Genomic DNA, 17221 nt, shown 5'->3' with positions numbered 1-17221 from the left:
CGCCAACGCATTGGAATTTCCCTTATTCAAATCGATAGCAAAACGAAACTCTGATGGTTATTCAACAAATAAGCCTGATCATTGACAACACGACGCGCTTAAAATCCTTTATAGTTTCACCTAACGTTCCATACAAAGGAGGGACAGTCATTGCAGCGGCAATTGGTGTCATCATCAAGGATTCGTTCGATTGGATACGATCCGGAAAAACGCATTCTTGAAATAGAATTTATTAACAAAGATATTTATCAGTACATTGGTGTTCCTGTTCGTACCCATGGGAAATTTATTTCTGCCGCGGTTGTCTCTAAAGGCCGCTTTTTTGATGGGGTGATAAAAGATAAATTCTTGTGCCGGAAAATAAAATAATCATAAAAATTAACCGGATACAAGAACCTGTCACTTGTTATCGCAAGTGACGCCCCTCCCCTGCATAGTATGTTTCATTCTCTGACAGGCGGTGATTGATCGAATCGCGCCAGTTAGACGGTATGCCTCGCAATTGATATATTCTGCTTCTTATTTAATCCCGTTGGTCTCTTCAGTAGAGAAAACAAGGAGCTAAGATGTTGGGATCAAGCGCTCGGCGATTAGCCAATCGATTAAAAATCGGCGATACGATCGGTTTCTTTTCCTCATCCTCACCGGCCACGGTGGAAGCCCCCATCCGCTTTAATCGGGGAAGACGCTATCTGCAAGCAAAAGGCTTTAGGCTTAAAGCCGGTAGCTTGACTGGAAAGTCCGACTATTATCGTTCCGGTTCAATAGCAGAGCGTGCCGATGAGTTCAATGCGCTGCTTCGCGATCCACAGGTTCGTTGCGTGATGTCCACCATTGGCGGCAGTAATAGTAACTCTCTGCTGCCGTTTTTGGATTACGATGCGCTGATCGCCGATCCCAAAATCATCATCGGGTATTCAGATACCACCGCGCTGCTGGCCGGTATCTATGCTAAAACAGGTTTGATAACCTTTTATGGCCCGGCATTGGTGGCTTCTTTCGGCGAATTTCCTCCGCTTGTTGATTTAACTTATCAATCGTTTTTTGACCTATTGATACGCCCCTGGAGCGGCAACTATCGCTATACCTTGCCAAAAAGCTGGACTGACGAGCGCCTGAACTGGAATGATAAGCAACCTGTACGCGCCAAAAAACTCTATGATAATAACTGCCGCTTTATCGGTTCAGGACAGGTTGAAGGTCGCGTTATCGGCGGGAATCTCAATACCTTGTCGGGAATTTGGGGAAGTGAATGGATGCCTGAGATCCGTCGCGGCGACATCCTCTTTATCGAAGACAGTATGAAGAATATCGCCACCGTTGAACGTTCATTTTCCATGCTTAAGCTAAATGGTGTTTTCGCTAAGGTCAGCGCGATCATATTAGGCAAACACGAGCTTTTTAATCATGCCGGCAGCGGGCGCCAACCCTATGATGTTTTACGCGAAGTGCTGGGCGATCAATCCATGCCGATTATTGATGGATTCGACTGTTGCCATACGCATCCTATGTTGACGTTGCCGCTTGGCGCGACCCTGAACATCGATTTTGACCAGCAAAGCGTTTCCATCATTAGCCGATTTTTATCTGATGCATAAGCAGAATATGCAGAAGTAGAGGCAGAGTAAAAGACTTGCGGGAATCATATAGGAATGAAGACCATGTCTTGCAACATCTTGTATGTAGCATCGAAAGATGACTACGACCCCATCTGTTCCTGATATTGACTGATTAGACGATAAAAGGGTTTACCAGATTTATACGGACCTTTTTTGTCATTCATGCTTGATATTGTTTAGCACGGCGGGAATGGTACTCAAAAACTTCTGCTTTGCCCTGCTCGTAGGATATTTCACCGGAAATAATACGCTTTTTAATATCTTCATACAGAGGAGTACCGTTTGGGTTCATGCCTTCAAGTTCCAGACTCGCCTCTGCTTTTTGAAATCCTCTTATCCTGATTGCACTGTTTGACATGAGCCCTTCCGTTTAAAATTTTTTAGCTATGTATTGTAGTATGTTAGCCGCTAAAATCATGCAAAACTGTAAAGATTGCTTATCCCCTTCTAATGAGCAATATCATCAGGAATAACAACCGCCATCTTTCCCATGATATGACGTTTAACTAAGGTTGATTTACCGGCCCCGTTGGGGGCAGCAATAACCCACAGCTGGGGACGCATCAGGCTTTAACCTCAACTACTTTTTCAGTGCCGGTCATAAAGCTAACCAGTTCCTTACGTCCATCTGGATACTCCTTGATAACGCATCCTTCTGGCGTATTTCGTTCGGCGTAATAAATTGCGACGCCACTACGGAGATTGGCGCGGGACTCTTCACCGTCATCATATTCCAGTTGTCGATCAAAAATGGTAAAGAACCTTGCTTCCTCAGATGGCGTCATTTCGGCCAGATGTGATAAATCCATACTCATGATTATACCCCTGTAATCTATCGCTCAAAAACTAATAACCAACGTTAGTATACCATCGTGAATGAGTTATTCGGTAATCCCCCCATTTTTAACGGAGGTCATAGAAAGGGGTTTCTGATTTAGAAGGGACCTGGCAGAGAAGCAGGCTATTTCAGGACATATGACAATCAGACAAACCGTCAGATATGACCGTAAAATAGCGATCGTACCGGTTGTCGGCGGGCAGAATAAAAAGTCAAAATAAATACATATCTAACATCGAGGTGAAAATCATATTAGGAAAGGGATTTTCAGGAACAAAAAAACCGCTTATTAAGCGGCTATCAATTTTGATTAACTTCTTGTTTTAATTTGATTTTAATCGATGGTGCCGGGGTGGGACTTGAACCCACACGGCGCGTACGCCGAGGGGGTTTTGAAAACTTGTAAAGGTGTAGGCTGTGTCCCTTAATCATCTGAGCTATAGTAACTACTTATTTCCACAACACTTTAAGATATGGCCCGATACGATCTTCCCGATGAAGCATGGAGCATCATCCAGCCCTTACTGCCTGCTGAACCTACATCCCCACGAGCCGGACGCCCATGGGCTGAGCATCGTAAAGTCATCAACGGTATGTTCTGGGTGTTGTGTTCTGGTGCGCCATGGCGCGATTTACCTGAGCGATATGGCTCCTGGAAAACGGTTTATAATCGCTTTAATCGGTGGTCTAAATCTGGTGTCATTAACATTATTTTCAACAAGTTACTTTCATTACTTGATGCACATGGCCTTGTTGACTGGTCTGCTACTGCGCTGGATGGCAGTAATATCCGTGCGCTGAAATGCGCTGCCGGTGCTCAAAAAAACATCCCGATATCACCGGAGATAATGGGCTGGGTCGCTCTCGCGGTGGTTTTGGCACCAAAATCCATCTGGCGACAGACGCAGGCGGTCTCCCGCTAAACATTGTACTGAGTCCCGGACAGGCTCATGAAAGCCAGTTCGCATTACGCCTGCTGGATGGTATTGGTGTTCAGCGTCAGAACGGCAGTATGAAGCGCCGTGGTTATGCGGTTTTGGCTGACAAAGCTTACTCAGGGCATGCGCTTCGTAACGAACTGAAACGAAAAGGGATAAAAGCAGTTATCCCTCGAAAATCTAATGAAAAAATGGCTTCTGACGGACGCTCACGGTTCGCCAGTGACGTTTACCGTCGCCGCAACGTAGTGGAGAGATGTTTTGGCCGGTTAAAAGAGTACCGGCGTATTGCCACACGCTACGACAAAACGGCGAGAAATTATCTGTCGATGGTGAAACTGGGCTGCATCCGACTCTTTTACAAGAAGTTATGCAATTAAGGGACACAGCCTAGTAAAAACAACAAGTTATTGTATTTTATGCCATTCACGTTTCTGGTTATTGCTGTCTATTTTTCTTAGCTGTCGTTCTGTCGCCATTCATTTTTTGTGATGAAAAGAGATTTTTCACGTGCTCGGTAAGACATAACAAAGCTGCATAAAAAATCAAAAAGACCAAACTATAGGCCAGCATAGCGCTAACCTTTCCTAATGCCGGATTTCTATAAACAACAAGGGCACCAGTAATACAAGTACCAGCGAGAATCAAATATACAGATTCTAATAGGCCACGAAGTTGATGAGCGACATTGACTGCGAAATCTATTCGACAGCCAAAGTATGAACGGATAAAGCTCAAGGTGAGCTCCAAGAAAAACCCTACGGCAAAGGCTCCGTAAAGGTTACTTTTGTATAGAGGCTCACCACTAACCAGCGCAGAGAATACGCGCTCAAACGCAGACTCTCCCCCACGAAGATATGCAATCAAGGTAAAACCAACACCTACAATCAAAAAAGTACTGATAAACCTGGCTGCATCCTCTTTTAAGGGTTTCATAACCATCTTCAAATCAGAAATTACTTTTCTCATGGCTCACCCAATCGGTCATACGGATTCAACGTTACGGCCGCATCCAGGTGATCGGGGCAAAGTGTGCATAGCGCTTTGTCATCTGGATGGAGGTATGGCCGAGGATGTCTTTTAGACACCAGAATATTACCACCATTCATCATAAAGTGACTGGCAAAGGTATGCCGCAGAATGGATTTGACCCTATATGGCCTGCGCGATCGCCCAAACCGCCATAGTGACGATGTGCAGTATGAGGCAAGGCCGCTGCTGGGGGTTAGTAGGCGGATATGAAAACGGTTGACGAGCTGCTGATAGAACATCTGAACCAATAAAACACATTGCCCCGTAATTCGGGGCAATTCATAACATCAGTTACTTATCTTCCTGCGATTTCAATTCTTCCAGTGTAAAATTTCTTACCCATATACGCTTGGACTCCACTGTATCATCAGAAATATCTGTTACTACACTGACACTATATTCTTTATCCGATTCAAAGTTATATGATATTGGGATACATTGCTGAGGTAATGTTACATAAGTTGGATTTTTTATATCATTTTGTTCCCAAACCGTGCGCATTTCACCAGCTCTATCTCTTTGGTAAATAGTGACACTAACCAGTTTTGAGCGACCATCCTTAGTGACAGATTCTTTCTGAACGGAAATACAAGGCTGATTATTACTCAACGTAACAGAAGCCACACGGAAAGCGGTTTTATGTCCACATCCAGCTAATAATAAAACAATTAAGCTGAAAGAAAATAATTTCAGTTCCATAAACATTTCCTGTCGCGTGGGGATATAAGAAAGTATTTTAGTGCATTTTGATATTTTTCCTTCAAACCAAAACCAACGATACCTTTAAAATTCTTTGCTCGCATCCAGGAATTTGTTTGGGATGTGAACAGATATGGAGTCGGCAATAAAACCACTATGCACTATCAGGTTTTGGGAAAGGCAGCATAAGAACGGATGCATTGATCGCTACAACCGATCAATAACACGGAATTGATCTGTATAAACGTTTATAAAATCATCATGCCCAATGTCATTATGATGCTGAAATTCAGATAAAAATAATGACACCAGGGAAAGCGAAGCCCACCGACAGCGAGGCGGTGGGCTTTTTTATGCCCGGATTCACCCTATCTGCCAACGTACCGGGATTACCCTGATTGGCAGCGCGCTGGGCGTCTTGCTGTCGCCGATAGGGCCGGCTGTTGCCGCACTGGTCGGGGGTGCGCTGGTTATCAGGAAATACTGGGAGCCTATCAAGGCGTTTATCGGCGGCGTGGTAGAGGGGTTCGCCGCTCCGGCGCCGCGGGGTAACGATGCGAACGCCATCAGGGCCAGGTATAGCGGCGAATATGACAACGGCGGACGCATCCCGCTGGGGAAATTTGCCGTCGTCGGCGAGCATGGCCCGGAGATCGTTGAAGGCCCGGTCAACGCAACCAGCCGCCGCGATGGCCTCCGCCGCCATGAACATATCCGCCTATCGTCCGATAGCGCCGACGGTTCAAGTCAGCGCCGCGCCGTCACCCGTAAGCATTCACGCGCCCATCAGTATGATGGCGCAGCCCGGTCAAAGCGCACAGGACATTGCGCAGGAAGTAGCGCGCCAACTTGAAAGCCGGGAACGGGCGGCGCGATCGCGCGCGTTCAGTCATTACAGCTATCAGGGAGAGTTTTAATATGATGCTCACATTAGGGCTATTTGTCTTTCAGTTGCAAACCCTACCGTACCAGAATATGCAGCGCAACGTTGATTACCGCTGGCCGTCCAACAGTCGCGTCGGTCAGCGTCCGGCATTGCAGTTCTTAGGCATTGAAGAGGAAAAAATCACCCTATCAGGTGAACTGCTGCCGGAAATTACCGGCGGCAAGCTGTCGCTGTTGATGCTGGAAACGATGGCCGATCAAGGGCATGTATGGTCGCTGATTGAGGGCTGCGGCACCATTTACGGCGTGTTTGTGGTCACCCGTATCAGCCAGAAGAAAACCGATTTTTCCCCTGCCGGCAGCGCCCGGCGGATTGAGTTTACCGTCACACTTACGCGCGTGGACTCGTCGCTGTCTGCCACGCTAGGCGCGATTGTTGAGCAAGTGGCGAAACGCAACAACCTGACGCCCATACTGGCCGGCGGTTTCGCCGGGATAAAAATCCCCCATATCGACCAAACACAAGAAACCGATGCGACATTTATCACCCGGTTGGCTGAACGAAACGGTGCGATTGCAGCGGTGAAAGCCGGATGGTTGCTGTTTATTCGAGCCGGCACGGGAAAGAGGGCCAGCGGCAAATCTATCCCTCAACAGATAATTGAACGCAGCGATGGGGATCAGCACAGCTTTAGCCTGGCTGACCGGGGAGCCTACACTGGCGTAACGGCAAGCTGGCTGCATACCAAAGAACCGAAACCTCAAAAGGTCAAGGTTAAGCGAACACAAAAGATACTTTTGCATCAGGGGCCACAGGAAACCCACCCAAAAGCGAAAAAACCGACGAAAACACCGGAAGCCCACAAGGGGGAGTATATGGTCGGCACTGATGAGAATGTCCTATCCCTGACTACCCTCTACGCGACCAAGGAGCAAGCCATGCATGACGCCCAGGCAAAATGGGACAGCTTACAGCGAGGCGTCGCCGGGTTTTCTATCACGCTGGCAATGGGCCGCGCCGACCTGTTCCCTGAGACGCCGGTACAGGTTAGCGGATTTAAACAGGTGATCGATGAGCAAATGTGGACGATCTCAAAAGTGACGCACGCATTGAGCAATAACGGCTATATCACCACGTTGGAATTGGAGGTACGACTGTCAGATGTGGAATATGAAGGGAGCGAATGGCATAGAAAAAAGCCAGTTAAGGATATAATTATGATGCATTGCCCCATTTGCCGACATGCCGCCCAAGCCGTTACCTAAGTGAATCAACCAAAGAGCGTTATCACCAATGCACAAATATAAATTGCGGTCATACTGTTGTTACTCTTGAAAGCATTACTCGCTCTATTGTGGAGCCAGGAAAGATAAATCCTGTCACGCCCCACCCTGTCGCGGATAACCAGTTCCAAATGTGGGTTTAGTCAGATGTTATGAATAATCAATCAACCATCGATTAAATAAAATAGTTAATCAATGATAGGAAACATCATTTTTTATGAAGGTAAAAAAATAAGTGTCGCCACTCTGCCGCCATTTTGTCGCCACTTATCATTTTCAGGAACAAAAAAAACCGCTTATTAAGCGGCTATCAATTTTGACTAACTTCTTGTTTTAATTAGGTTTTAATCGATGGTGCCCGGGGCGGGACTTGAACCCGCACAGCGCGTACGCCGAGGGATTTTAAATCCCTTGTGTCTACCGATTCCACCACCCGGGCTTGGAAATTGGAGGCGCGTCCCGGAGTCGAACCGAGGTAGGCGGATTTGCAATCCGCTGCATGGCCACTCTGCCAACGCGCCTTACCTTTAAATCATTTTCAGCCTGCGCGGCTGAGGATATTGGAGCGGGAAACGAGACTCGAACTCGCGACCCCGACCTTGGCAAGGTCGTGCTCTACCAACTGAGCTATTCCCGCATCATGCGAACCTGCTGATTTCTACTCACTTTAAACAAACCAGCGTCGCTGTTGATGCGGTGCATTCTACTGACCTGACGCATTGAGTCAATAGAATTATCAGCTCAGCAGGTTCGTTTGCTGGTTTTTAAGGCGCTTCGATCAAGGTTCAAGCAAATCATGTCTTGCCGCGTTCAAATATTGAAACATTGACCAAAAAGTCAATACCGCCGCGACGTATAAAGCAATCACGCCCGCCCCTTCCACCAGACGTTCCGGACGCCATAACAACGCGACCAGCGCCAGCATTTGCGCCGTGGTTTTTACCTTGCCAATCCAGGAAACCGCCACGCTGCTGCGCTTACCTATCTCGGCCATCCATTCACGCAATGCGGAAATAATGATTTCACGCGCAATCATCGTGGCGGCCGGTAGCGTAATCCACCAGGAGTGATAGTGCTCCGCCACCAAAACCAAAGCGACCGCGACCATCACCTTGTCCGCGACGGGATCGAGAAACGCCCCAAATCGTGTCGTTTGCTTCCAGCGACGGGCCAAAAATCCATCAAACCAATCGGTAACGGCGGCAAAAACGAAAATGAGTGCGCATATCAGAGGTGCCCAGACGAATGGAAGATAAAACGCCAGCACAAAAAACGGGATTAAAGCAACACGAAACAAAGTCAGCAACGTCGGTATATTAAATTGCATAGCGCTTAGGTAACTATCTGGCTGGAGTGAATATTACGAGTATGTTGCTACATTGTCCCTAGTGTTTCAACGCATGGAAGATCTTTTCCGCCAACGCGTGTGAAATACCCGGCACATTTGCAAGTTCCTCAATGCTGGCATTCATCAAAGGCTGCAACCCCCCCATGTATTTCAGCAGGGTCTGCCGGCGTTTAGGCCCGACGCCTTCAATAAGCTCTAGTGTACTGGTATTTTTAACTTTTGCTCTTTTCTTACGATGTCCGCCAATCGCATGATCGTGAGAATCATCACGAATGTGCTGAATGACATGCAAGGCCGGAGAATCAGGCGGTAACACGATACCCTCTCCCGTCGCCTCAAAAAATAACGTTTCCAGCCCGGCTTTACGGTCACTGCCTTTGGCAACGCCAAGCAGCAGCGGCTTGTTCTTATCCCAGGGTACCTGTAGCGAATCAAACACGGCTTTGGCCTGACCAAGCTGCCCTTTACCACCATCAATGACAATGACGTCAGGAATTTTACCGTCATCCAACGCCTTACCGTAACGACGCTTCAACACCTGGGTCATCGCGGCATAGTCGTCGCCGGGCGTGATCCCGCTAATATTATAGCGGCGATATTCGGAACGCAGCGGCCCATTCGCATCAAATACCACACAGGATGCCACAGTCTGCTCCCCCATAGTATGACTGATGTCAAAACACTCCATGCGGTTAATTGTAGGCAAATGTAAAACGTTGGCCAATTCAGATAATCGCTGATGAATGGTTGATTGTTGGGACAATTTCGTTACCAAAGCCGTCGCGGCATTGGTGCGGGCAAGCTTCAGGTAACGGGCGCGATCGCCGCGCGGTTTAGTCTGAATCTGCACTTTTCGCCCCGCGACCTCGGTCAAAGACTCAGCAAGCAGGTCTTTATCCGGCAACACAAAATCAAGCAGAATCTCTGTAGGTAACGTTCGAGCCAGATTTCCTTGCAGATAAAATTGCCCCACAAAGGTTTGTACGACTTCACCCAGTTCAGTTCCGCCGGGAACTTTCGGAAAATAGCTGCGGCTGCCCAATACTTTGCCCTGGCGAATGAACAGTACATGAATACATGCCATGCCAGCCTCGAACGCTACGCCGATAACGTCCAGATCTTCCCCATCGCCCGAAACGAATTGCTTCTCCGTCACTCGGCGCACAGCCTGGATTTGATCGCGAATACGCGCCGCTTCCTCAAAGTTCAGCGCCTGACTGGCCGCTTCCATCCGGGCGATAAGCGCATTGAGCACCTGCTGATCTTTCCCCGACAAGAACAACCGCACATAATCGACCTGCTGCCGGTAGTCCTCTTCACTGACCAATCCGCTAACGCAAGGGCCAAGACAGCGGCCTATTTGATATTGCAGACAAGGTCGCGAGCGATTGCGATATACGCTGTTTTCGCATTGCCGAATCGGAAAAAGCTTTTGCAATAGCATCAGTGTTTCACGTACGGCGTTTCCGTTCGGAAACGGTCCGAAATACTCGCCCTTGGCGTGTTTGGCGCCGCGATGAACGGCCAGACGCGGGTGCCGGTCGGCACTGAGAAAGATCATGGGATAAGATTTATCATCGCGCAGTAAGACGTTGTAACGCGGCTGATAAAGCTTGATGTAGTTATGTTCCAGCAGTAAAGCTTCGGTCTCGGTATGCGTGATCGTCACATCGATCTGCGCGATACTTTTTACCAAAGCCTCGGTTTTGCGGCTGGCGACATTACTGCGAAAATAGCTGGAGAGTCGTTTTTTTAAATCTTTTGCTTTTCCAACATAGATCACCGTATTCGCGGCGTCATACATACGGTAAACCCCAGGCTGGCTGGTTACCGTTTTAAGAAATGCCGAGGCATTGAAACTTTCACTCACTACTTAACAACGTCTCCGCATTAAAGAGGCCGTGGCGAATTGCCAGATGCGTTAGCTCCACATCGCCATTGATGTTCAGTTTGTTAAACATCCGGTAGCGGTAGCTGTTCACCGTTTTGGGGCTCAGATTCAACTGATCGGAAATTTCGGTGACCTTCTGCCCTTTGGTGATCATCAGCATAATCTGCAATTCGCGCTCAGACAAACACTCCAGCGGCGTTTCCGTCTGCGGCTCTAACTGACTCAACGCCATTTGCTGCGCAATATCAGAAGCGATATATCGTTTCCCCGCATGCACCGCCCGAATGGCGCAAATGACTTCCTGCGGAGCTGCCGCCTTGCTGACGTACCCGGCCGCCCCCGCCTGCATTACTTTAGCAGGTAATGGGTTCTCTGTATAAATAGTTAGCATGATAACTTTTATATCAGGAGAAAAGCGCAGAATTTTTCGCGTTGCCTCAAGACCGCCGATCCCCGGCATATTCATGTCCATTAAGACAACATCGACATCATTGCTGCGGCACCATTTGACGGCATCTTCACCACATGACACTTCGCCAACGACTTTGAGACCTTTGATATCGTCAAGAATGCGCCGTATCCCTGCCCGCACCAGTTCATGGTCATCAACAAGAAAAACGCTAATCAAAGAATAATTCTCCAAAAAAGGGAGTAGCACTTACATAACAAGCTGCGTGCAGGTGATACTACGTTGGTTGCGAAAAATAATGAATACCGACTTATATAAGTTATGTATTTCTCAAATATGTCATGAAGCAATAAACCACAGAGACTACCGCATGATGATAACAATATACCGCGACTCTCAGGGCGCATGGTGATCATATTCTTAACATTTCACATTGCGATTGCCGGCGATTTGAGACTTGCTCATCGGCCATCAGCAACACTTATAGGGTAAGAAAACGCCTGTACGGAAAGTCTCATGTATTCTATCGAACACATTTAGCCACAGATTCACTATATAAATCCAGGCAATTAAATACAATTAAAAACAAGTTAAGTGTGTAAAAAACGCTCATTACATAGTTGCGGCTCATTAATTAATGGCCGTCAGCGATACACTCTGTGCTATACTGCCGGCAATCTGATTGTCTCCCGCAGCAAATGCTTTCAAGTCAGCTGCGGGCAGGCTAAAACACTTTTTTTGCCGTTCCTTGTTAAGGAGAAAACATGAGCAATATAGATTTTTCCACATCTGCGTCTGTCGAGTCATTAGCACACGAAGTCACCTGCCTGAAAGCAACCGTTACATTATTGTTAAAAGCCATCGGGCAGGCTGATGCGGGCAAAGTGATCGTTAAAATGGAAAAATACATTGCCCAATTGGAAGATCCGGAACAGGCGGAAGCGTTGGGCAACACCCTCAAACAAATCAAACACGGTTACCGTCAGTAATCCTTCTTCCGTCGGCTCATCGCTTTTGATGCCGACGGCGCTTTTCAGATGCCCATGTCAACTCGCTACATTCCCTTATTTAGAAAAACGTCAGATGACCAGACCGGTAAGACACCCTGCCGATGATATTCCGGCATTCTTTTCCTCTTCAGCATGCGACACTTGCAACACCGCCTTTCCCGACTCAGCGCCTTTTGAAAAACATCTCGGTTTGTGTTGTTTTATCGTTATCAAAAGCACAAAAAATTAATGATTCATTCAAATCTCATTAAAACAAAAGAGTAAATGATTTTATTTTTTAAATAAAAGATAAGAAATAATATGACTAATTAATTATTATAGATATTTCCGTGAAACGTCGTTATTGCAAATAAAACGTTTCATTTTATTTGTTATGCAACAATGCCGTTGGGAGATAGAGAAACGGCCTAAAATTAGCCAGGTATTACACGGTGGGTGGGATTGGTAACTTACAACTTAACTGCTTGAAGTGTTGGTGGGTCGTCGGGGGCTCGAACCCCGGACCAATTGATTAAGAGTCAACTGCTCTACCAACTGAGCTAACGACCCAACGGCGTGGATTATTCTCCACTTGGCGGCGACTGTCAAATAGTTAGCATTGATTTTTTCTTATTTTTTCCACATTCTAAAATTATATTGAGCGTAATGGGCAATTTTGTTAACCTGTTCGCCGGCCAGACTCCTCCTTTCATATTGCGATAACCTTCGTTATCAGAGCAAAAAGCATACAGAGTCACATTGTTCGATTATTCACCGCGTTTATACCAGTCACTCCCTATAATCTGTGTAGCGGTTACGCTATCTTATCCATGTCCGTATTAATGAATGAGAGAGCCGATTAAGAGCTCAAAACGACATCACATAAAATAGGAAATTATATTAAATGGTAGATCAATCAAAAGAGGCCGCAGACCTTGCAGGGTCCGACAACGACGGACTACGGCGAAACCTGACTAATCGTCATATTCAGCTTATTGCCATTGGCGGGGCTATCGGCACTGGGTTATTTATGGGCTCAGGAAAAACGATTAGTCTGGCAGGGCCATCGATCATCTTCGTTTATATGATAATTGGCTTTATGCTGTTCTTCGTTATGCGCGCAATGGGAGAATTGCTGCTTTCTAACCTGAACTATAAATCATTCAGCGATTTTGCAGCCGATCTGCTCGGCCCCTGGGCGGGTTTTTTTACCGGCTGGACATACTGGTTCTGCTGGGTCGTGACCGGCATCGCCGACGTAGTGGCCATCAGCGCCTATGCCCAATTTTGGTTTCCCGACCTGTCGCAGTGGATATCCTCACTCCTCTGCGTGCTGTTACTGCTCTCGCTTAATCTGGCCACGGTAAAAATGTTCGGTGAAATGGAATTCTGGTTTGCAATGATAAAAATTGTGGCCATTGTCGCCTTAATTGTCATCGGCGTAGCGCTGGTCATGATGAAATTCCCTTCACCATCAGGCTCTATCGCCTCGTTTAATAATCTCTGGAACGACGGCGGAATGTTCCCTAAAGGTATCAGCGGTTTTTTCGCCGGCTTCCAGATAGCGGTATTCGCCTTCGTCGGTATCGAGCTGGTCGGCACCACCGCGGCGGAAACGAAGAACCCAAACGTCGTACTTCCCAGAGCGATTAATGCAATCCCGCTTCGTATCATCATGTTTTACGTGTTTTCATTAATCATGATCATGTCGGTTACGCCATGGAGCGCCATTGCCGCCGATCGCAGTCCCTTTGTTGAAATGTTCGTCCTGGTTGGCTTGCCCGCCGCTGCCAGCGTAATTAACTTTGTGGTGCTGACCTCCGCCGCATCCTCAGCCAACAGCGGCGTATTCTCCACCAGCCGGATGCTATTTGGCTTAGCCCAACAGGGAGACGCGCCGAAGCGTTTTAGCATGTTGTCGAAACGCGCGGTTCCTTCCGCCGGATTACTGTTTTCCTGTATCTGTCTGTTATCCGGCGTGGTCTTGATTTACCTCATCCCGAATGTGATGACGGTTTTCACCCTGGTAACCACCGTTTCCGCGATACTGTTCATGTTCATCTGGAGCATTATTCTCTGCTCCTATCTGGCGTACCGTAAAAAAAGACCGCAGTTACATGTCGACTCTCAATATAAAATGCCCTGGGGTATTTTCATGTGCTGGATTTGCCTGGCTTTCTTTGCTTTTGTCATCGTCCTGCTGACGCTGCAACCCGACACGCTGCAAGCACTGATTGTAACGCCGTTGTGGTTTATTATTCTGGCCGTTGCTTATCAGATTATTCGAAAGAAGAAACAAACGGCATAATATAAAAACTATCACAGAAAAAAAGACGCTGATCATAAATCAGCGTCTTACTATTTTGTATTAAACCAACAACCTAAATATTAACAATAATTAGATAACTTATTGTTAATAAAACCAAAGATATCATCCATAACCGGTTAGCGCGATAATAATAGAGTTAGTTTCTTATTGATGTTGTCGTGAATCGATTAATACTACGATTCAATAACTCGATGGTTAAGCAAGTATCATCACCTCTATGCAGCGGCGCTTCTGCTAATACACACTCCACCTTCTTCGTTAACTCATTTATTTGCTCATCATCTAACATAGATATAATAGAAAACACCAATATTTCTAACAATTCTATTTTAGCACTAAGTTCTTTTTCTCCGACCTCTTTTTCAGCCAGTTTCATTAAGAGCTGAGAGAGAAGGTTATTCATTTTAACTCCTTAAAAATAACAGCCATAAGACCCCGGAGGGATCACAGTCGGTTGCAAGTAGGATAAGAGAAAGCGATGTGCGTAGTAATGTAACACCCAAGCCAAGGCTACCGCCAGCAGATATTACAATATAACGGCCATAACGCCCAATATTATGCGATAAAAACTGAACGATGGAAGAAAAAAATAAATACGAAAAATATAAGCAGGTTAATATTTTCTGAAAGGTTATGTTATATAGTCAGCCACCGGGATCACGCCTGATGGCTGGCTACCCAAAATCTATACGTTTACCGACTGCCTGACGCCATTCACCGCACTTTTAGCCTGCTCGCATTGATACAAAATAGCTTGCGCATGTGAATAAAGGATTTTCCCTGCCTCGGTGGGAGTAACTCCCCGTCTACTACGAACCAGCAACTGTTTTTCCAGCTCACCTTCCAGCGTAGCGACCTGCTGGCTCAGCGCCGGTTGTGCAATGTGCAACAGCTCAGCAGCCTGAGTCAAGCTACCGATATCAACGATTTTCACAAAGTACTTGAGCCGTCTAAGATTCATGTCTGCCTCCTGAGTAGTTACCCGAGATAGGTAGCAAGATCCGCGCCAGATTGTATTGGTACTATAATGGAAACCGATACCTGTTTGATAAGACACGGGTATAATAAGGAAAAGAGATGGTTAATGAGTTAATTCAGCCTGTCGGAAAATGGGGGTTATTGATTTTTCTCTCACTGAACATGCACCACACTAATGCAATCGCTGCTATCTCAAGGTGCAAGCGCCTGCCGGAAGCGAAGAGACGATATCAAATTCCATATGCAACTTGCGCTGTAATTTCAAGGTGTTGATTATTACTTCAGCAATCAGTCACGATAAAGCATAACAGCCTTTGACAAGGTGAAATGCTCCCGCTATTATCCCCCGCAGCTAACCGATTCCTCTGTAGTTCAGTCGGTAGAACGGCGGACTGTTAATCCGTATGTCACTGGTTCGAGTCCAGTCAGAGGAGCCATTTACTTGTTTTCATGCATCCTTGCGAATCCCTATTTGTACATTGATTCAACAGGTTAGCGTGAAAAACCTTCCCGATGCGTTTCTAGTTTTCCCTCCGCATCGGGAAAAAATGGTGGTCAAATTTGGGGTCAGGTTGGTTCGATAATGGAGTGACCCCCAAATGTCTCTTAACGACTCAAAAATCCGCAACTTAAAATCATCCGCTAATCCCTTCAAAGTTTCCGATTCACACGGTCTATACCTTTTGGTTAATCCAGGCGGTTCACGTCTCTGGTATCTCAAATATCGTATCAATGGCAAAGAGTCTCGCCTCAGTTTAGGCACTTATCCCGATGTATCGCTGACCGATGCCCGGCAACAGCGCGACGGCATCCGCAAACTGCTGGCGCAGAATATCAATCCGTTCCTCAAGAATACATAACGCCTTTCTACGTTTTCACGGTCACGGTCAATTTGTGTTTTAGCATTATTACAAAATAGTTTGTCGGCTTGCTCCCGGCGACTGACCATTTATACGCTTAAAAGCGCGACTAAATGCGGCTTGAGATGTATAGCCTAAACGTTGTGCTACTACTTCGATAGATAGCTTTTCGTGAGTCAGCCATTGACTGGCGAGACGCATCCGCAACTCAGTTGCATAACGTAGTGGTGGTATACCGATAGTGGATTGAAATCGTTGTGCGAAGACAGATCGAGATATATGTGATTCAGCAGCCAACTCTGCAACCGTCCAGTCATGACCAGGCTTTCGATGCAGCGCCAATATAGCGCGAGCTAAACGGGGATCGCGTAGTGCGGCAACGAGACCAGAGGCGTTCTCACCACCACATTCTATCCAACCACGGACAATCATTGCCGCCGCCACTTCGGCGAGCCGTGCCAGGATACCCGCGAAACCAATCCGACCTGCACATATTTCACGTTTCATAGAGTCAAGAATCGGCATTAATCCGGGGTATCGCTCCTCTTGCGTAGCAGCCACCATGACGCTCGGCATCAGCTTGCCGAGTCCTTGCATTCCGCCTAGATCAAACTCCATGCATCCGTAGAAAAGAACAACGCTTGGAGTAGGGAGTGTGCTAGGGCAAGTATTTATGCCGCTAACAGTATCCCCCAAGGGCGCTGTAGCAAAGTTGTCTATGTCGTGAAAAGAAACATCTGAATCGGATAGAAGTTGGTGAGCCTCGCCCTGGGGCATAAACACCGCACTGCCGGCGGATAATTCATGTAAAGCACCATCGCTGGTTCGTAAGATAGCTGAGCCTACAGCCAGAAAATGAAAATAGGCATGTCCCCGTCTAGCATCAAAACCTAAGCCAAAAGAAGGGCCGGTTTGAATACGGCGGTACTGGACGCCACGTAAGCGCATGCCAGTCAGCAGTTCGCTGATGAGATCGGACGAAATGGCAAATTTATCTTTCTCAGTCATTTTCGGGGTTTCAATCAAATAATCAAGACGAATCATCATAGATCATCCTGAAATATTTCTCTAGACTTTCGGCTTCACTCCTTTTTAGGATTTTTTTCGATGAGTAATTATGCT

Annotated in this window: 18 protein-coding genes, 5 tRNA genes and 4 pseudogenes; 11 read left to right on the top strand and 16 right to left on the bottom strand. The window is 46.8% G+C overall.

The annotated features are described in order from the left end of the window. Positions 1 to 150: 150 nt before the first annotated feature. Positions 151 to 369, top strand: a complete 219-nt coding sequence (locus ABRZ28_RS11345; RefSeq protein ID WP_319602905.1) for a KTSC domain-containing protein — start codon at positions 151 to 153, stop codon at positions 367 to 369. Between the two features lie 197 nt (positions 370 to 566). Next, positions 567 to 1598, top strand: a complete 1032-nt coding sequence (locus ABRZ28_RS11340) for a S66 family peptidase (RefSeq protein WP_330520297.1) — start codon at positions 567 to 569, stop codon at positions 1596 to 1598. 181 nt (positions 1599 to 1779) lie between these two features. On the opposite strand, the gene ABRZ28_RS11335 is transcribed toward ABRZ28_RS11340, so the two are convergent. Further along, positions 1780 to 1977, bottom strand: a complete 198-nt coding sequence (locus tag ABRZ28_RS11335; protein ID WP_319602907.1) for an antitoxin VbhA family protein — start codon at positions 1975 to 1977, stop codon at positions 1780 to 1782. Positions 1978 to 2182: 205 nt separating this feature from the next. Continuing rightward, positions 2183 to 2428 carry a hypothetical protein gene (locus ABRZ28_RS11330; protein ID WP_319602957.1) on the bottom strand — a complete coding sequence of 82 codons (246 nt, stop codon included), beginning with the start codon at positions 2426 to 2428 and terminating at the stop codon, positions 2183 to 2185. 110 nt (positions 2429 to 2538) lie between these two features. Between ABRZ28_RS11330 and ABRZ28_RS11325 the strand changes: the two are divergent. Together ABRZ28_RS11325 and ABRZ28_RS11320 are read left to right on the top strand one after the other, a co-directional pair. Next, positions 2539 to 2678: pseudogene (locus ABRZ28_RS11325) on the top strand (integrase); the annotation flags it as partial. A 252-nt stretch (positions 2679 to 2930) separates the two neighbouring features. After that, a protein-coding gene (locus ABRZ28_RS11320; RefSeq protein WP_330520296.1) for an IS5 family transposase occupies positions 2931 to 3775 on the top strand; the annotation gives its coding sequence in 2 pieces (ribosomal slippage) (positions 2931 to 3276 and positions 3276 to 3775; 846 coding nt in all). A gap of 58 nt (positions 3776 to 3833) precedes the next feature. Here ABRZ28_RS11320 and ABRZ28_RS11315 read toward each other — a convergent pair. From ABRZ28_RS11315 to ABRZ28_RS24295, 4 genes and pseudogenes are all read right to left on the bottom strand, one after another. Beyond that, positions 3834 to 4364: a hypothetical protein gene (locus tag ABRZ28_RS11315; RefSeq protein WP_319606696.1), complete on the bottom strand. Its 531-nt coding sequence runs from the start codon at positions 4362 to 4364 to the stop codon at positions 3834 to 3836. Beyond that, positions 4361 to 4537, bottom strand: a pseudogene (locus ABRZ28_RS11310) (tyrosine-type recombinase/integrase); the annotation flags it as partial. The pseudogene ABRZ28_RS11310 and the gene ABRZ28_RS11315, both read right to left, overlap by 4 nt. Before the next feature lie 181 nt (positions 4538 to 4718). Beyond that, entirely contained in the window at positions 4719 to 5126 is a 408-nt protein-coding gene (locus ABRZ28_RS11305; RefSeq protein ID WP_319606697.1) for a putative T6SS immunity periplasmic lipoprotein, read from the bottom strand. Positions 5127 to 5415: 289 nt separating this feature from the next. Beyond that, a complete protein-coding gene (locus ABRZ28_RS24295; RefSeq protein WP_413556481.1) occupies positions 5416 to 5832 on the bottom strand; it encodes a hypothetical protein in 417 nt (138 codons plus the stop codon). On the opposite strand from ABRZ28_RS24295, the gene ABRZ28_RS24290 reads away from it, so the two are divergent. The 3 genes from ABRZ28_RS24290 to ABRZ28_RS11290 are packed head-to-tail and all read left to right on the top strand — an operon-like array spanning position 5831 to position 7438. Then, a complete protein-coding gene (locus ABRZ28_RS24290; RefSeq protein ID WP_413556483.1) occupies positions 5831 to 6043 on the top strand; it encodes a hypothetical protein in 213 nt (70 codons plus the stop codon). The two genes, ABRZ28_RS24295 and ABRZ28_RS24290, sit on opposite strands and share 2 nt — an antisense overlap. 1 nt (position 6044) lies before the next feature. Next, positions 6045 to 7277, top strand: coding sequence for a phage tail protein (locus ABRZ28_RS11295; RefSeq protein ID WP_330520295.1), 1233 nt, complete (start codon positions 6045 to 6047; stop codon positions 7275 to 7277). Beyond that, positions 7238 to 7438: an ogr/Delta-like zinc finger family protein gene (locus ABRZ28_RS11290; RefSeq protein WP_330520294.1), complete on the top strand. Its 201-nt coding sequence runs from the start codon at positions 7238 to 7240 to the stop codon at positions 7436 to 7438. The genes ABRZ28_RS11295 and ABRZ28_RS11290 overlap by 40 nt, the downstream gene beginning before the upstream one ends. A 209-nt stretch (positions 7439 to 7647) precedes the next feature. Here ABRZ28_RS11290 and ABRZ28_RS11285 read toward each other — a convergent pair. The 6 genes from ABRZ28_RS11285 to uvrY all read right to left on the bottom strand — a co-directional run bounded on the left by ABRZ28_RS11285 (position 7648) and on the right by uvrY (position 11162). Then, positions 7648 to 7734: transfer RNA gene (locus ABRZ28_RS11285), tRNA-Leu, on the bottom strand. Between the two features lie 8 nt (positions 7735 to 7742). Then, a tRNA-Cys gene (locus ABRZ28_RS11280) sits at positions 7743 to 7816 on the bottom strand. A 40-nt stretch (positions 7817 to 7856) separates the two neighbouring features. Then, positions 7857 to 7932, bottom strand: a tRNA-Gly gene (locus tag ABRZ28_RS11275). A 141-nt stretch (positions 7933 to 8073) separates the two neighbouring features. Beyond that, positions 8074 to 8622 carry a CDP-diacylglycerol--glycerol-3-phosphate 3-phosphatidyltransferase gene (pgsA, locus tag ABRZ28_RS11270; RefSeq protein WP_319606602.1) on the bottom strand — a complete coding sequence of 183 codons (549 nt, stop codon included), beginning with the start codon at positions 8620 to 8622 and terminating at the stop codon, positions 8074 to 8076. A 58-nt stretch (positions 8623 to 8680) separates the two neighbouring features. Continuing rightward, on the bottom strand, positions 8681 to 10513 hold the full coding sequence (gene uvrC, locus ABRZ28_RS11265; protein ID WP_330520293.1) for an excinuclease ABC subunit UvrC: 1833 nt from the start codon (positions 10511 to 10513) through the stop codon (positions 8681 to 8683). Continuing rightward, a complete protein-coding gene (gene uvrY, locus ABRZ28_RS11260; protein ID WP_319606600.1) occupies positions 10506 to 11162 on the bottom strand; it encodes a UvrY/SirA/GacA family response regulator transcription factor in 657 nt (218 codons plus the stop codon). Before uvrY ends, uvrC begins: the two co-directional genes overlap by 8 nt. A gap of 545 nt (positions 11163 to 11707) precedes the next feature. Here uvrY and ABRZ28_RS11255 point away from each other — a divergent pair. Further along, positions 11708 to 11932: a DUF2594 family protein gene (locus ABRZ28_RS11255; protein ID WP_319606599.1), complete on the top strand. Its 225-nt coding sequence runs from the start codon at positions 11708 to 11710 to the stop codon at positions 11930 to 11932. A gap of 494 nt (positions 11933 to 12426) precedes the next feature. Here ABRZ28_RS11255 and ABRZ28_RS11250 read toward each other — a convergent pair. Continuing rightward, a tRNA-Lys gene (locus tag ABRZ28_RS11250) sits at positions 12427 to 12502 on the bottom strand. Between the two features lie 334 nt (positions 12503 to 12836). Between ABRZ28_RS11250 and cycA the strand changes: the two genes are divergently transcribed. After that, positions 12837 to 14240, top strand: a complete 1404-nt coding sequence (cycA, locus tag ABRZ28_RS11245; RefSeq protein WP_319606598.1) for a D-serine/D-alanine/glycine transporter — start codon at positions 12837 to 12839, stop codon at positions 14238 to 14240. A gap of 157 nt (positions 14241 to 14397) precedes the next feature. Here cycA and ABRZ28_RS11240 read toward each other — a convergent pair whose 3' ends face one another. After that, the gene (locus ABRZ28_RS11240; RefSeq protein ID WP_319606597.1) at positions 14398 to 14664 is read right to left on the bottom strand and encodes a sigma-S stabilization anti-adapter protein IraP; all 267 of its coding nucleotides are present in this window, start codon (positions 14662 to 14664) and stop codon (positions 14398 to 14400) included. A 291-nt stretch (positions 14665 to 14955) separates the two neighbouring features. Next, a pseudogene (locus tag ABRZ28_RS11235) lies at positions 14956 to 15222 on the bottom strand (LysR family transcriptional regulator); the annotation flags it as partial. Between the two features lie 378 nt (positions 15223 to 15600). Here ABRZ28_RS11235 and ABRZ28_RS11230 point away from each other — a divergent pair. Further along, positions 15601 to 15676 (top strand) — tRNA-Asn (locus ABRZ28_RS11230). Between the two features lie 162 nt (positions 15677 to 15838). Beyond that, positions 15839 to 16081, top strand: a pseudogene (locus ABRZ28_RS11225) (Arm DNA-binding domain-containing protein); the annotation flags it as partial. A gap of 66 nt (positions 16082 to 16147) precedes the next feature. Here ABRZ28_RS11225 and ABRZ28_RS11220 read toward each other — a convergent pair. Continuing rightward, a complete protein-coding gene (locus tag ABRZ28_RS11220; protein WP_330520292.1) occupies positions 16148 to 17146 on the bottom strand; it encodes an AraC family transcriptional regulator in 999 nt (332 codons plus the stop codon). Between the last annotated feature and the right edge of the window lie 75 nt (positions 17147 to 17221).

This window comes from Brenneria sp. g21c3 (genome assembly GCF_040240345.1).
In the GTDB taxonomy this organism is placed as follows: Bacteria; Pseudomonadota; Gammaproteobacteria; order Enterobacterales; family Enterobacteriaceae; genus Brenneria.
This window is presented reverse-complemented; position numbering and strand designations above follow the sequence as displayed.